Here is a 14,046-nt window from a genome sequence, read left to right on the forward strand (position 1 = left end):
ACTGAACGGAACAACCGGAAGCTTTTTTCTCATGGCTTTTGAGACGATCATCGTCGAAATCGAAGACCACGTCGCCCTAATCAAACTCGACAGACCGGATGCGTTGAATGCGCTGAACTCCCAGTTGCTGGGTGAGTTGTGTACCGCGCTGGAAGAGGCGGACAGCAACGACAAGGTGCGTTGCATCGTCATCACCGGATCGGACAAGGCCTTTGCCGCAGGCGCGGACATCAGGGAAATGTCCGAGATGAGCTTTGTCGATGTCTACACAACCAACCTTTTTGCTGATGCAAACAACCGGGTTTTGGCGATTCGCAAACCGATCATCGCCGCGGTTGCGGGCTATGCTCTGGGTGGGGGATGCGAGTTGGCAATGCTTTGCGATTTCATCATTGCTGCGGACACTGCAAAATTCGGCCAGCCTGAAATCAACCTCGGCGTCATAGCCGGGTTGGGCGGCACCCAGCGTTTGACGCGCTTTGTCGGCAAGTCCAAGGCGATGGACATGAACCTGACTGGTCGGTTTATGGACGCGGACGAAGCCGAGCGCGCTGGTTTGGTCAGCCGGGTCGTACCGGCCAAGAAGCTGATCGAGGAAGCCGTCGGTGCGGCGCAAAAAATAGCCGAGAAATCGGCACTGACGGCAGCGGCGGCAAAAGAAGCAGTCAATCGCAGTTACGAGCTTCCGCTGAGTGAAGGAATGCTGTTTGAGCGTCGCGTCTTCCATTCCATGTTTGCCACCGAGGACCAGAAAGAGGGCATGGCGGCGTTTCTTGAAAAGCGGGCTGCGCAGTTTCGCGACAAGTAAAACGCAAGAGACTAATGAACGGCGGGGTATCCCGCCTTTTCTTTACCCGGTTTGTGAGCCCCAAGAATCGGCTTGGCAATCCTTGAAATGTTCGGTATTGAGCGCCGCAATACATGCGCGTGCGGCCCGCTTGGCCCGACTCACACTCGTGATTTCTGATCCGGTGCGGATATATCCGTGGCGCGCAACCCTTGATAACCGTACCGAACGAAGGTCAGAGACACATGGCAAATTCGCCCCAGGCAAAGAAACGCGCCCGTCAGAACGAAAAGCGTTTCGCTGTTAACAAAGCGCGTCGTTCGCGCATCCGCACCTATCTGCGTAAAGTCGAAGAAGCGATTGCATCCGGTGACAAAGATGCGGCAACCGCAGCACTGCGCGCCGCCCAACCCGAGTTGATGCGTGGCGTCACCAAAGGCGTGTTCCACAAGAACACTGCTGCACGTAAAATGTCGCGCCTGTCGGCCCGGGTCAAATCTCTGGGCTAAAGCCTGCGAGTTACCCTAGGTCAAGTCAGCAAGGCTGAACTAATGACAAAGGCGCTGCGCATTGCGGCGCCTTTTTTCGTGTTGCCAGAATACCGCGCCTTCACGAGACCGAGAGATTCTTTCGACCAAAGTCCCGAGTCAATATCAGAGTTTCGTTGCCGCGCCCCATTTCAAGTTGCTACCACTGATGTCAGCGATTCACTCGCTTGGGGGGACAGGCTGTTTACTCGATCGGACTGACGGGCATCAGATCGATCTGGAAACATTCGTCGACGACTGGCGCAAGCTGGGCTGCCGATCTGCCGCGAAGTCCGGGTTATCCGGGGTTCTCGGCCCTGTCTGAAAATTGAGATTGTGACGTGCAGCCCGAGTTTCGGGACGCTCATTTATTATTGAGCGTCGAAAATCTGGGTGCACTGAACTTTCAGGGGCAACCCCGCCAAACCATTGGGTTTGGCGATAGGTTCCCTTTGGGCGTGTGAATACAAGACCGGGCAACCGGCTTCGTATGATAAGGCCGACAGGCCAATAAGAATGGGATGCGTGAGGCGCTGAATGACACAAGAGAAATGGGGACTACTGCGTAACAAATTGCTGAAGGCTGTCGGTCGGAATAATTACACCACTTGGATCGAGCCTCTGGAATTTAAAGAGCTGCAGGATGGTGTGGCGGTTTTTTCCGTGCCAACGAACTTTATGGGGAACTACGTCAGCCAGAATTTTGCGGACCTCATCTTGTACGAGCTGAATACGGCTGGGGAAACCGTTCAGCGTCTGGATTTCCGTGTTGTCGCCAACTCGCCCGCACGCCCCAAGCCCGCAGCCAAGGTGGTCGCCGAAACTCGGCCAGAGCCGGTACCCACAGTCGCTACGGATAGTGCGCAGAACGCTTTGGAGTCGTTGCAGGCCGCGCCGCTGGATTCGCGGTTCACCTTTGACAGTTTCGTGGTGGGCAAACCCAACGAGCTGGCCCATGCTGCCGCGCGCCGCGTGTCCGAAGGTGGCCCGGTCACATTCAACCCGCTTGTTCTGTACGGAGGAGTGGGTCTGGGTAAGACCCACCTGATGCACGCCATTGCCTGGGAACTGAAAACCAAACATCCGGAACTGAATGTCCTGTACCTGTCAGCCGAACAGTTCATGTATCGCTTCGTGCAGGCCCTGCGGGAACGCCGGATGATGGATTTCAAGCATTTGTTCCGTTCGGTCGATGTGCTGATGGTCGACGACGTGCAGTTCATCGCCGGAAAGGATTCTACTCAGGAAGAGTTTTTCCATACGTTCAATGCGCTGGTGGATCAGAACAAGCAGATCATCATTTCGGCCGACCGCGCCCCGGGCGAAATCAAGGACCTGGAAGATCGTGTAAAGTCGCGCCTGCAATGTGGTCTGGTCGTTGACCTGCATCCGACCGACTATGAATTGCGCCTGGGCATTCTGCAAAATAAGGTCCAGCAATACAGCAGCTCCTATCCTGACCTGACGATTGCGGATGGCGTTCTTGAGTTTCTGGCCCATCGAATCTCAACCAATGTCCGCGTGCTGGAAGGTGCTCTGACACGTCTGTTTGCCTTTGCCTCGCTGGTTGGGCGCGAGATCGACATGGAGCTGACGCAGGATTGTCTGGCAGATGTCCTGCGCGCATCCGAGCGCAAGATCACGGTTGAAGAAATCCAGCGGAAAGTATCCGAATACTACAACATCCGCATGTCCGATATCATCGGTCCCAAGCGCCTGCGATCCTACGCGCGCCCCCGTCAGGTGGCGATGTATCTTTGCAAGCAGCTGACCAGCCGATCGCTGCCAGAGATCGGCCGTCGGTTCGGCGGGCGCGACCACACCACGGTCATGCATGGCGTCAAGCGCATTGAAGAGCTGAAACTGACCGATGGCCAGATCGCTGAAGACGTGGAAATGCTACGCAGGTCTCTCGAAGCCTGAACCGGGCCAGCAGCGCTAAGGAACGCTTCGGGCCTCTGTTCCGGGGCGTTTTTTGTGCGTAATAATCCACGGTTGCACCAGAACTGAGGCCCGTTGGGCACGCCGCACTTGACGGTTGGTGCATTCCAACCCAGAAATCCGTAAAAAATCCTTGTGCCTCGGGGTGGAACCGCTAACGTGCCAGTCCCGCCCATGTCGGTACGCAAGTCAGAGGAATTGAGGGTATGAAGATCAGCATTGAACGCGGCACCCTTCTTAAGGCCGTTTCGCAGGCCCAGTCCGTTGTAGAACGTCGCAATACCATTCCCATACTTGCCAATGTCCTGATCGAGGCCGAAGGCGATCAGGTCCAGTTCCGTGCCACCGATCTGGATATCGAAGTGGTCGATAAGGCACCCGCACAGGTCGAAAAGGCAGGCGCGACGACCGTTGCGGCAACAACCCTGCATGAGATTGTGCGCAAACTGCCCGACGGTGCGCTGGTGACACTGACTGCTGACAGCGCCGCTGGACGGCTGACAGTTGAAGCGGGGCGGTCGAATTTTTCGCTGGCGACACTGCCGAAGGAAGATTTTCCGGTGATGGCATCGTCTGAGTATCAATCGAATTTCACCGCTTCGGCGGCATTGCTTCGCCGGTTGTTTGACAAGTCGAAATTCGCCATCTCGACCGAAGAGACCCGGTACTATCTGAACGGTGTCTACATGCATGTGGCAGATGGGTCCGAGGGTGGAAAAGTGTTGCGTTGTGTGGCCACCGATGGCCACCGGCTTGCGAGGATCGACGCAGATTTGCCGGATGGCGCGGCGGATATGCCGGGCGTGATCGTGCCCCGCAAAACAGTGGGCGAGTTGCGCAAGCTGCTGGATGACGACGAGATGGATATCGCCGTTTCGGTCAGTGAAACCAAGGTACGCTTTGCCACGCCGGATATCACGCTGACGTCGAAGGTTATTGACGGCACCTTCCCCGACTACACACGCGTTATCCCGCAAGGAAACACCCGCAAGCTTGAAGTGGATGCTGCTGAATTCGCGCAGGCCGTGGATCGCGTGGCAACTGTTTCGTCGGAGCGGTCGCGGGCAGTGAAGTTGCAATTGGAAGGCGACAAGCTGATCTTGTCGGTGAATGCACCCGACAGTGGCGCCGCCGAGGAAGAATTGGCTGTCGCTTACGGGGATGAGCGGTTGGAGATCGGGTTCAACGCCAAATACCTGTTGGAGATTGCGTCTCAGGTGGATCGTGAGAATGCAGTTTTCCTGTTCAACTCGGCTGGTGACCCGACATTGATGCGTGAAGGCAACGACCTGAGTGCTGTATACGTCGTCATGCCGATGCGCGTCTGATCGCGCGGACGCGCGATGCCTCCGGCGGGAGTATTTTTGAAAAGATGAAGGGAGGGGTCATGGGATTGGCCCTGACCGAGCTTACGGTCTCGCATTTTCGATCTCATAAGCTGGCGCGGTTGTCTCTGGACGGACGTCCCGTTGCTATTCACGGGCCAAATGGGGCCGGGAAGACCAACCTTCTTGAAGCGGTGTCGTTGTTTTCGCCCGGTCGCGGAATGCGTCGGGCGAGTGCAGCCGAGATGACCCGGCGGCCAGAGGCGTTGGGTTGGAAACTGTCCGGGTTGCTGGACGCTCAGGGGCAGCGGTTTGAGATCGAAACCTGGTCCGAGGGCGGCGCAGCGCGACAGGTGCGAATTGATGGCAAGTCGGCGACGCAGATCGATCTGGGGAAACTTGCGCGAGTTGTCTGGCTGACCCCGTCAATGGACCGTCTGTGGATTGAAGGGGCGGAAGGGCGTCGGCGGTTTCTGGACCGTATCGCGCTGAGTTTTGACCCAGCCCACGCTGAAGCATCGCTGATCTATGAAAAAGCGATGCGCGAACGTAACCGTTTGCTGAAAGAGCAGGTCAGGGATGCGCATTGGTACGCCGCGCTTGAAGGGCAGTTGGCCGAGACGGGGCACCGCATCCATACCGCGCGGTTGAGGTCGCTGGATCTTCTGCGGGCAGCGCAGAACCGGGCTGAAACGGTCTTTCCTTCGGCCGAGCTGGAGTTGGTGCAAACCGAAGGCGCAATGCCCGAGACGGCGGAAGATTTGCGAGACGCGTTGAGCGAGAGCCGGTTTAGGGACCTGGCAGCAGGCCGGACCCTGGTGGGGCCGCATCGGTCCGACCTGTACGGTGTGTTCACGGCCAAGGGCGTGCCGGCAAGGGAGTGTTCCACTGGTGAGCAGAAAGCGCTCTTGGTGTCGCTGATCCTGTCAAATGCACGGGCGCTGGCGGCGGTGCTGGGCGCACCTCCAATCGTACTGCTGGATGAGGTGGCCGCACATCTGGATGCTGGGCGGCGCGCAGCGCTTTATGATGAGATTTGTGCGCTGGGCGCTCAGGCCTGGATGACCGGTACCGGGCCTGAACTGTTTGCGGAATTGGGCGACCGGGCCCAGACGCTGATCGTTACCGAAAGCGATGAGGGTTCGGTCGTGACTGCTTAGGCCGGTTCGCTGACTTTACGTTCCCACAGAAAGCCGCGCATAACCTCGTCCACCGGAGTTTTGGCCATGTGGTTGACGTAGTTCGACATGGTTTTCTGGGCCAGACCCAGCACGACATCCAGAACCGCGCGATGGGAATAGCCCGCATCAAAGAACGCCTGAAGCTGATCTTCGGTCGGGTTGCCGCGGGTTTCCATCACTTCTAGGGTGAAGGTGCGCAGTGCTTCGAGCTTGGCTGAAGGCAGTGGGGTTTCGTTGCGCAGGGCGTCCGATATCTCGTCCGATATCTTCATCATCTTGGCGATACCGGTGTGGGCGGGCACGCAGTAGTGGCACTCGTTTTCAACATTGATGGTCTGCCAGACGACGGTTTTCTCATCATTGTCGAAATCGGTTTTCAGGAACAGGCCGTGCAAAATCTGGTAGCCTTCCAGATGTTGAGGGCTTTCGGCCATGACCTTATGCAGGCCGGGCAAGCGACCAAAAGCGGCCTGAGACTTTTGCAGCAGCGGTTTGGACGCTTCAGGCGCGGTTTCGAGGTCGTGAGACGGGAAATTGGCCATGTCGGAACTCCTGTTTCTGGCGCGATGGGTCGTATTTAGGGTTTCTTGAGTGATCGCTCAAGTATATATTTGAGTAAACGTTCAAGAATTGGTGATGCTGATGCCCCGCAAACCCGCATACGATCGTGACGTGTTGATTGCGAAGGCGAAGGATATCTTCTGGCGACAGGGCTGGGCTGGTACATCGCTGAAGGACCTGGAGCGGGAACTGAAGCTGAAGCCCGGCAGTTTTTATGCGGCGTTCGGGTCGAAAGATGCGCTCTATGCGCTGACGCTGGAGAGCTATACGCAAGAAGGTGTGGCACGCCTAAAGGCCCTGGCTGAGAGACTGGGTCCGAAGGAGGCGCTGAAAGCACAGCCCCGATTGGTGATCGAAGCAGCCGAGACCCCGGCAAAGGCCTGCATGTTGGCAAAGACATATGCCGAGTTGAAGGCGAAGGATCATGACCTTGCGGATCAGGCGGCGCATTACATGGCGGAAATGAAAGACTGTTTCGCTGATCTGTTTCGCAAGGCTCAGGATGCCGGTGAAATCGGGGCGGGACGTGATCCGGATCGTTTGGCGGCCAGGTATCAGTCAGACATTCTGGGGCTGCGCTTGTCCGCTGAACGCACAGACGTTGATGCGGCGCAAATTGCAGCGGATATCGCGTCTGATATCGATCGTTTGTGAGCCCCTTTCGGGGCGGCAAAAAACGATCCGGAAAACCACAAAATATTGGGGGATGGCGTGACAATCCCTACCAGAAAACGTATAAGTTACCAAAATAATATAGGTACTGACTGAATGTCCGAAGACGCACAGGCCCCTCAAGAATACGGCGCAGATTCCATCAAGGTTCTCAAAGGCTTGGAGGCCGTTCGTAAACGCCCCGGCATGTATATCGGGGACACGGATGATGGCTCGGGTCTGCACCATATGGTGTATGAGGTTGTCGACAACGGGATTGACGAGGCTCTGGCGGGTCATGCCGACCATGTGACGGTGAAAATTCACGCCGATTCCAGTGTTTCGGTCAGCGACAATGGGCGTGGTATTCCGGTGGACATCCACCCGGAAGAAGGCGTGTCGGCGGCCGAGGTCATCATGACCCAACTGCACGCTGGCGGAAAATTCGACAGCAATTCGTACAAGGTGTCGGGCGGCCTGCACGGTGTGGGTGTTTCCGTGGTGAACGCGCTTTCGGATTGGTTGGAACTGCGTGTCTGGCGCAATGGCAAAGAGCATGTCGCGCGGTTTGAAGGTGGCGAAACCGCTGAGCACCTGAAGGTTGTCGGTGAATGCGGAGATCGGACAGGAACAGAAGTGCGGTTTCTGGCTTCGACCGATACATTCTCGAACCTCGAATACTCATTCGAGACATTGGAAAAACGCCTGCGCGAACTGGCTTTCCTGAATTCGGGCGTGCGGATCATCCTGATTGACGAGCGTCCGGCGGAACGGCTGGAAACCGAGCTGTTCTATGAAGGTGGGGTCAAGGAATTCGTCAAGTATCTCGACCGGTCCAAAACCCCCGCCATGTCTGAGCCGATCTATATCAAGGGCGAGCGGGACGATATCGGTGTCGAGATCGCAATGTGGTGGAATGACAGCTATCACGAATCTGTCCTGCCCTTTACCAACAATATACCTCAGCGCGATGGCGGTACCCATGTGGCGGGTTTCCGTGGTGCCCTGACCCGGACGATCAACAACTACGCGCAGTCCAGCGGGATCGCGAAAAAGGAAAAGGTCAGCTTTACCGGTGATGACGCGCGCGAAGGTCTGACCTGTGTGCTGTCGGTCAAAGTGCCTGATCCGAAATTCTCGTCACAGACGAAAGACAAGCTGGTCAGTTCCGAGGTTCGTCCGGCGGTCGAAGGTCTGATGAACGAAAAACTTGCCGAGTGGTTTGAAGAAAACCCGACCGAGGCCAAGGCGATCGTCGGCAAGATCATCGAGGCCGCGCTGGCACGCGAGGCCGCGCGAAAGGCGCGTGAACTGACCCGCCGCAAAACGGCGATGGATGTGAACTATCTGGCGGGCAAGCTGAAGGATTGTTCCGAAAAAGACCCCTCCAAAACCGAAGTCTTCCTTGTTGAGGGGGATTCAGCCGGAGGGTCGGCGCAAACGGGCCGTGACCGGCTGACTCAGGCGGTTCTGCCGCTGCGCGGTAAGATCCTGAACGTGGAACGCGCGCGGTTTGACCGGATGTTGTCCTCACAGGAGATTGGCAATCTTGTCATGGCGCTGGGCACGGGTATTGGCCGCGATGAGTTCAACATCGAAAAGCTGCGTTACCACAAGATTGTCATCATGACTGACGCGGATGTGGACGGTGCGCACATCCGGACCCTGCTGCTGACGTTCTTCTACCGGCAAATGCCTGAGCTGATCGAAGGTGGGTATCTCTATATCGCGCAGCCGCCACTTTATAAGGTTTCGCGAGGTAAATCAGAGGTTTATCTGAAAGATCAGGCGGCGCTGGACGATTATCTCGTCAATCAGGGGATCGAGGGTGCCGTGCTGAAACTGGGATCGGGCGAAGAGATCATTGGTCAGGATCTGGCCCGCGTGGTGGACGAAGCGCGACAGTTGAAGCGTGTTCTGGACGCCTTCCCGACACACTACCCGCGCCACATTCTGGAACAGGCAGCCGTTGCCGGTGCCTTTGTGCCGGGTGCGGTGGACGCCGACCTGCAAGGGGTGGCTGACAAGGTTGCCGCCCGTCTGGATCTGATCGCGTTGGAGTATGAGCGTGGCTGGCAGGGCCGGATCACGCAGGATCACGGAATTCGCCTGGCCCGCATTCTGCGTGGTGTCGAAGAGGTTCGCACCTTGGACGGCCCGATGCTGCGGTCGGGGGAGGCCCGCAAAACAGGCAGCTTCACGCAAAGCCTGCAAGAGGTCTACAACACATCGGCCACGTTGATCCGCCGTGATCGTAGCCAATTGATCCACGGTCCGCTGGACCTGTTGCGCGCCATTCTGGAAGAAGGGGAAAAGGGCCTGTCCCTGCAGCGCTACAAAGGTCTGGGAGAGATGAACCCCGACCAGCTTTGGGAAACAACTTTGGACCCGCATGCACGCACGCTGCTTCAGGTGCGCGTAGACGATATGGTGGAAGCCGACGATCTGTTCACCAAGCTAATGGGTGATGTTGTCGAACCTCGTCGGGAATTTATCCAGAAGAATGCCTTGAGCGTCGAAAATCTGGATTTCTGACGTCTTGTAGGTGCGCGCATAACACTTCGCACACCTTATAAGTTTACTTAGTTTGCCCATAGTATTGCGCTGCGCGATTGTCTGCCGTACCGATGATTTGATCAGTTTATGGCGTAGTCGCTGCGGTTATGGACCCTTGCGGCTTTCAACCCGCAAGGGGCGCTCCCTAAAGAGCTTTGGGTTCCATGCGGTCTTTTTGCTTGGATTCTCGCGAAGTTCTGCGACGCGCAGCAAGCAGACTTTGCAAAGTCTAGCTGGTGGATAAATCAAACGACCGGTTGGAAACGATCAACAGACAATTTCGGCCCAAGGCTGCTGCTACAAAGGCCGGAGTTCTCTGGTAGCGTCGGCTATCTGCCAAAAAGCCTAAAGCTGTGAACCAATTGGCAAGATACTTAGAAAACCAGAAACTACGTGATCCCAGGCCGATCCTGTCGGCTCGGATTGGTACTCAAGAACGGTGCCATCATCGCCTCTTGTCGTCCATTTAAGCTGACCAGCCTTCTCGAGCGTCACGTTATATGTGTATGCGGGTAGTGCATCGTCCAAGGCACCCATGGTCTGTGTAGCCAATGCTGGCGAGTCAATCAGAATTCCCATCTCGGTGTTGATGTTGACAGATCGCGGGTCCCAGTTGAACGACCCTACGAACAAGTATCGGTCATCAACTGCAAATGCCTTGGAATGCAGGCCTGACCTCGATTGAGCCCAGTTAATACCGCGGCGTTGGACCTGATAGGCGTCCGGTCGCAGTTCATAGAGTTCTACTCCACCGCGTAGAAGTGCACGGCGTTTCTTGGCGTAGTGCGCGTAGACGGGTGCGACGTCGTTAGATGCAAGTGAATTGGTTACAACCTTTACGTCGACGCCGCGGCTTTCCAGTTCGGTCAGCCATTTCACACCGTTGTTGCGCGGCACGAAATAGGCGGACACGATGTTCACCTCACTGCTGGCATTCTCAAAGTACGGAAGCAATTGAGATGCCAGAACGGGACCTGAGTTCTCGAGACCGGCGGCTTTTGAAGGCGGATCAGCATAAAGTTTCGCAGGCAGCCAATCCAATGATAAGGCCCCATCTGCAAAGTTCTCTTGCGCTGACTTTCTGAGAGCAGCACCGTACTGGGTTTGCTTCGCTTCCTCGACGAGTTCATTCAACCTGCGTCGCGCATCGCTTAGGTCAAGTTCCTGAGGTTCTCCAACAACCACGCGAGCCGGAACGGCAAACTCACTGTTCCAGTATGAATCAAAGCTACGCGACACCTCGCGTACAACGGGGCCTGCGGCCAACACATCCAGATCAGCATAGTTCATTTCTTCCCGTGCGAGAAAGTACTCGGCACCGATGTTTCTCCCACCCACAATCGTGAACACGTTGTCTGCCGTCAAAGACTTGTTGTGCATTCTGCGATTGATGCGTTTGAAATCTGTCAGACCTGCGATCAGAAGGCTTTGATCTCGCCAAAATGGATTGAACAGCCTGATCTCAATATTCTTGTGATTGTCCAACGCGGCAGTCATCGCGTCATAACCGGACGTATCCATGTCATCCAGCAACAATCGGACACGAACACCCCGATCTGCTGCTTGCAAAAGACCGGCTGCAAAAAGGTGGCCCGTTGGGTCGTTGTGCAGAAGGTAGTATTGCGCGTCTATCGTTCTCTCGGCGGCCGCAGCCAGCAACAGTCGTGAGACAAGAGCTTCTTCTCCATCACTGATCAGCTTGACCCCTGACCGGCCGTCTTTAGGATCGCCAAGCCGGTTGGCTGCGCGACTGAGAGCTGTGCGCGAGTCCGCCGGCAGCGAAGCCGATACCGTCTTTTCATATGTGCGAGTTTTGGAGGCGCAAGCAACAAGGGTCAGCGTGTACAAGATACAGACCACCAACTTCCATCGTGTCATCGGCTTCCTCCATCCCCATGTCCTAGGTGACTACGCCAAGACGGGTGATTGCAAGTTTGTTCTGTGAAGCTTGAGGTTGTTTCGTTTGTCGGTGTTGATTTCGTGAAACCCTCAACCGCCCCAATTTTGGTTCGTGATTTTGACGCAACCACAATTCAAACGTACTCTATCTGCAACCAAGCGCAAACGAGGACCATGCCTGATCCCGAACACAGAAATAACTCCGCTGCGGACCCTTCGCCGAGTGCTGTGGCCGACGGTATCGGTGTGGCAACAGAGGAGTTCAAGATTTCGATGCCAATCGGGATCGGAGCTGTCTTGGCTGCTCTGGCGTCGTTGGCCACGTGCTATTCCGGGGTTCTACTGACCTATTTGGTTGGCTATGAAGCGCTTTCCATAAACCCACATGTGCAAGCGGTGCTCATGTGGGTGTTTGCATTGTTGGCGGTTAGCTTCTTATGGAGAGACCGTAAACGGCATGCCAAGGAGCTTCCACTCGTCCTTGGCGGGATTGCTGCCGTCATCCTGATTGTCACAATGTACTTCGGCTATGACGGACAGCTTAGGGATACTGAAGTACGAAAGTACTGCGGATGAAGCCATTCTCGTGGGAGCTGCATAGAGCTTCAATTTAACCGTAAACACACTTCTCCAAACAGAGTGGCTCGCATTGTGGAGCCTTGTTTTTGCGCGACCGGCAAAGTTACCTCATCTGTGAGCAGTTGCTGCAACCGTAAATCGCGGAAGAATGCGGGCAGCTACCTTCCGTTAATACACGAACTTCGTCGATGTTGCTAAGATGACAAACTTCAAAATTCATAAAATGTATTTTGAGCATCCATTATGGCGGAGTAACCTTCCATCAAGCTACTACATGTAGACCAAACCACAGGAGGGGATGGTGAAACACATTAGGTCAGCAATCTCAGGTTCGCTAGTCGCATTGCTGATGATGTACCCAAACGTGGGCGCTGCGAACCAAGTCTCAGAACAAATTTCAACGCTTCTCGGTGCAAATTTAGAGGAGAATAGCGCACAATCTAACATAAGAAACTTGGACGCCGAAGTCCTTGTGCCACGTTTCTATGAGGGCAGAGAATTTTCGCCTGCTTGGACAAGTGTTGAATTGGTTGACGAGCTTTTTGAGGAGCTGGATAGAGCAATTGATCAGGGCTTCACGCCGGGTGACTTTAAACTAGAAGAGCTTCGATCCGCATTCAAAGCCTCGCAGAATGGCGATGCCTCTAGTCAAGCTTTGTTCGATATTTTGGCCACCGACGCTGCCGTGAAACTCGTCCATCATCTGGTGTTTGGAAAAGTCGATCCGAACGCTCTGGACGAAGACTGGAACTTCTCGAAGCCAGTAATTCAACAAGACCCTTCCATTGTATTGAGCCAATCTCTTCAAGGTGAAGGCTTCAGCGCCTTAATTGAACGCCTTGATATCGACAACGCGCAATATACGATGCTCGTTGAAGCATTGAGTAAATACAGAGCTATCGCTTCAAAAGGAGGCTGGAGCAAAGTCCCGGAAGAAACGGTTCTGAAGCCAGAAATGGTAAATCCTGCCGTTTTTGAACTGCGCAAAAGGTTAGCGGCAGAAGGCTACGCCGGAACAAATGAATTTCCAGAAATTGGCCAAGACGGCATAAATCAAGCTTGGGTTTATGACGATAACTTGGTGCAGTTGGTAAAAACCTTTCAATACCGCCACGGCTTAGAGGCCGATGGAGTCGTCGGCGGAAAATCTTTCGCATCCCTCAACAAACCTGTCGAAGATCGCATAAATAAGTTGCGCCTCAGCCTGGAAAGAGGCCGCTGGCTCATGCGGGAAATCGACGAAGAGTTCGTGCTGGTAAACATTGCAGGCGCTCGTACTTACTTGGTCACATCTGACGGGACGCTTTGGACCACTCGGTCAATCACAGGATCAGCTTACCGAAAAACCCCAGTATTCCGAGATGAAATTGAATACATGGAATTCAATCCGACGTGGACCGTTCCCGCCTCGATTTTTCGGAAAGATAAACTTTCGCGCATCCGTAAGGATCCAGCCTATTTGGCGCGCAACAACTACGTAGTTCGGAACAAAGACGGGCAGACAATTCCTGCCAGCGCTGTGAACTGGGGGGCAAAGAATCCCAGTGTAACCCTGGTTCAGCAACCGGGCCCAGACAATGCGTTGGGTTTGGTTAAGTTCATGTTTCCCAACAAGTACTCGGTGTATTTGCATGATACCAATGACCGCAGTCTTTTCGACCGAAACGAGCGGAACCTGAGTTCTGGCTGCGTTCGTCTTGAGTATCCGTTCGAATTTGCCAGCCTTTTGATGGAGGGTGAGCCAGACTGGAGCCGGCAAAAGATGCAATCCATTCTGGATAGCGGGAAGACAACGCGCGTTAACCTACCCAAGCCGATGCCGGTCCTTTTGACCTATTGGACTGCGTGGGTTGAAGATGGTGTCGTTCATTTCCGTGAGGATCCATACAAACGAGATGCTCGAATCCTTGCAGCTTTGGACCGATGAACTTGCCATGTTTAACGGAAGGGAGCCTCCCTTACGTACCGTTTCTGATAGAAAGAATGGCTATTCCCAATTTGCGGATAGACTAAATTTAGTAGGCAGAGACAGAGGATAG

At 55.1% G+C, this 14,046-nt stretch carries 11 protein-coding genes; 9 read left to right on the plus strand and 2 right to left on the minus strand.

Features of this window, described 5'->3' with window-relative positions; translation table 11 throughout:
* Window positions 1-31 precede the first annotated feature (31 nt).
* From acuK to recF, 5 genes are all read left to right on the plus strand, one after another.
* Window positions 32-808, plus strand: coding sequence for an acryloyl-CoA hydratase (gene acuK / locus AC2FLO_RS14060; RefSeq protein WP_267363125.1), 777 nt, complete (start codon window positions 32-34; stop codon window positions 806-808).
* 224 nt (window positions 809-1,032) lie between these two features.
* Window positions 1,033-1,296, plus strand: coding sequence for a 30S ribosomal protein S20 (gene rpsT, locus AC2FLO_RS14065; RefSeq protein ID WP_496753620.1), 264 nt, complete (start codon window positions 1,033-1,035; stop codon window positions 1,294-1,296).
* A gap of 555 nt (window positions 1,297-1,851) precedes the next feature.
* Window positions 1,852-3,237, plus strand: a complete 1,386-nt coding sequence (dnaA, locus tag AC2FLO_RS14070) for a chromosomal replication initiator protein DnaA (protein WP_496753618.1) — start codon at window positions 1,852-1,854, stop codon at window positions 3,235-3,237.
* A 224-nt stretch (window positions 3,238-3,461) separates the two neighbouring features.
* Window positions 3,462-4,583, plus strand: a complete 1,122-nt coding sequence (gene dnaN / locus AC2FLO_RS14075; protein WP_267363127.1) for a DNA polymerase III subunit beta — start codon at window positions 3,462-3,464, stop codon at window positions 4,581-4,583.
* A 59-nt stretch (window positions 4,584-4,642) separates the two neighbouring features.
* Window positions 4,643-5,740, plus strand: coding sequence for a DNA replication/repair protein RecF (recF, locus tag AC2FLO_RS14080; RefSeq protein ID WP_496753740.1), 1,098 nt, complete (start codon window positions 4,643-4,645; stop codon window positions 5,738-5,740).
* Here the strand turns inward: recF and AC2FLO_RS14085 are convergent.
* Window positions 5,737-6,303, minus strand: coding sequence for a carboxymuconolactone decarboxylase family protein (locus tag AC2FLO_RS14085; RefSeq protein WP_480488098.1), 567 nt, complete (start codon window positions 6,301-6,303; stop codon window positions 5,737-5,739). The genes recF and AC2FLO_RS14085 overlap by 4 nt on opposite strands.
* Window positions 6,304-6,403: 100 nt before the next feature.
* On the opposite strand from AC2FLO_RS14085, the gene AC2FLO_RS14090 reads away from it, so the two are divergent.
* Window positions 6,404-6,976: a TetR/AcrR family transcriptional regulator gene (locus AC2FLO_RS14090; protein WP_496753615.1), complete on the plus strand. Its 573-nt coding sequence runs from the start codon at window positions 6,404-6,406 to the stop codon at window positions 6,974-6,976.
* A 114-nt stretch (window positions 6,977-7,090) separates the two neighbouring features.
* A complete protein-coding gene (gyrB, locus tag AC2FLO_RS14095) occupies window positions 7,091-9,508 on the plus strand; it encodes a DNA topoisomerase (ATP-hydrolyzing) subunit B (RefSeq protein WP_480587149.1) in 2,418 nt (805 codons plus the stop codon).
* A gap of 366 nt (window positions 9,509-9,874) precedes the next feature.
* Here the strand turns inward: gyrB and AC2FLO_RS14100 are convergent, their stop codons facing one another.
* Window positions 9,875-11,377 carry a phospholipase D family protein gene (locus tag AC2FLO_RS14100; RefSeq protein ID WP_480587146.1) on the minus strand — a complete coding sequence of 501 codons (1,503 nt, stop codon included), beginning with the start codon at window positions 11,375-11,377 and terminating at the stop codon, window positions 9,875-9,877.
* 93 nt (window positions 11,378-11,470) lie between these two features.
* Here AC2FLO_RS14100 and AC2FLO_RS14105 point away from each other — a divergent pair, with 93 nt between their 5' ends.
* On the plus strand, window positions 11,471-12,004 hold the full coding sequence (locus AC2FLO_RS14105) for a hypothetical protein (protein ID WP_496806799.1): 534 nt from the start codon (window positions 11,471-11,473) through the stop codon (window positions 12,002-12,004).
* A gap of 304 nt (window positions 12,005-12,308) precedes the next feature.
* Window positions 12,309-13,934, plus strand: a complete 1,626-nt coding sequence (locus AC2FLO_RS14110) for a L,D-transpeptidase family protein (RefSeq protein ID WP_496755160.1) — start codon at window positions 12,309-12,311, stop codon at window positions 13,932-13,934.
* Window positions 13,935-14,046 lie beyond the last annotated feature (112 nt).

This window comes from Ruegeria sp. TASC047 (assembly GCF_059612445.1).

Excerpts from the sequence above, each read along its gene's own strand:
- dnaN (WP_267363127.1), top strand. The coding sequence starts at position 3,462 with ATGAAGATCAGCATTGAACGCGGCACCCTTCTTAAGGCCGTTTCGCAG.
- acuK (WP_267363125.1), top strand. The coding sequence starts at position 32 with ATGGCTTTTGAGACGATCATCGTCGAAATCGAAGACCACGTCGCCCTA.
- gyrB (WP_480587149.1), top strand. The coding sequence starts at position 7,091 with ATGTCCGAAGACGCACAGGCCCCTCAAGAATACGGCGCAGATTCCATC.
- dnaA (WP_496753618.1), top strand. The coding sequence starts at position 1,852 with ATGACACAAGAGAAATGGGGACTACTGCGTAACAAATTGCTGAAGGCT.
- AC2FLO_RS14085 (WP_480488098.1), bottom strand. The coding sequence starts at position 6,303 with ATGGCCAATTTCCCGTCTCACGACCTCGAAACCGCGCCTGAAGCGTCC.
- rpsT (WP_496753620.1), top strand. The coding sequence starts at position 1,033 with ATGGCAAATTCGCCCCAGGCAAAGAAACGCGCCCGTCAGAACGAAAAG.
- recF (WP_496753740.1), top strand. The coding sequence starts at position 4,643 with ATGGGATTGGCCCTGACCGAGCTTACGGTCTCGCATTTTCGATCTCAT.
- AC2FLO_RS14090 (WP_496753615.1), top strand. The coding sequence starts at position 6,404 with ATGCCCCGCAAACCCGCATACGATCGTGACGTGTTGATTGCGAAGGCG.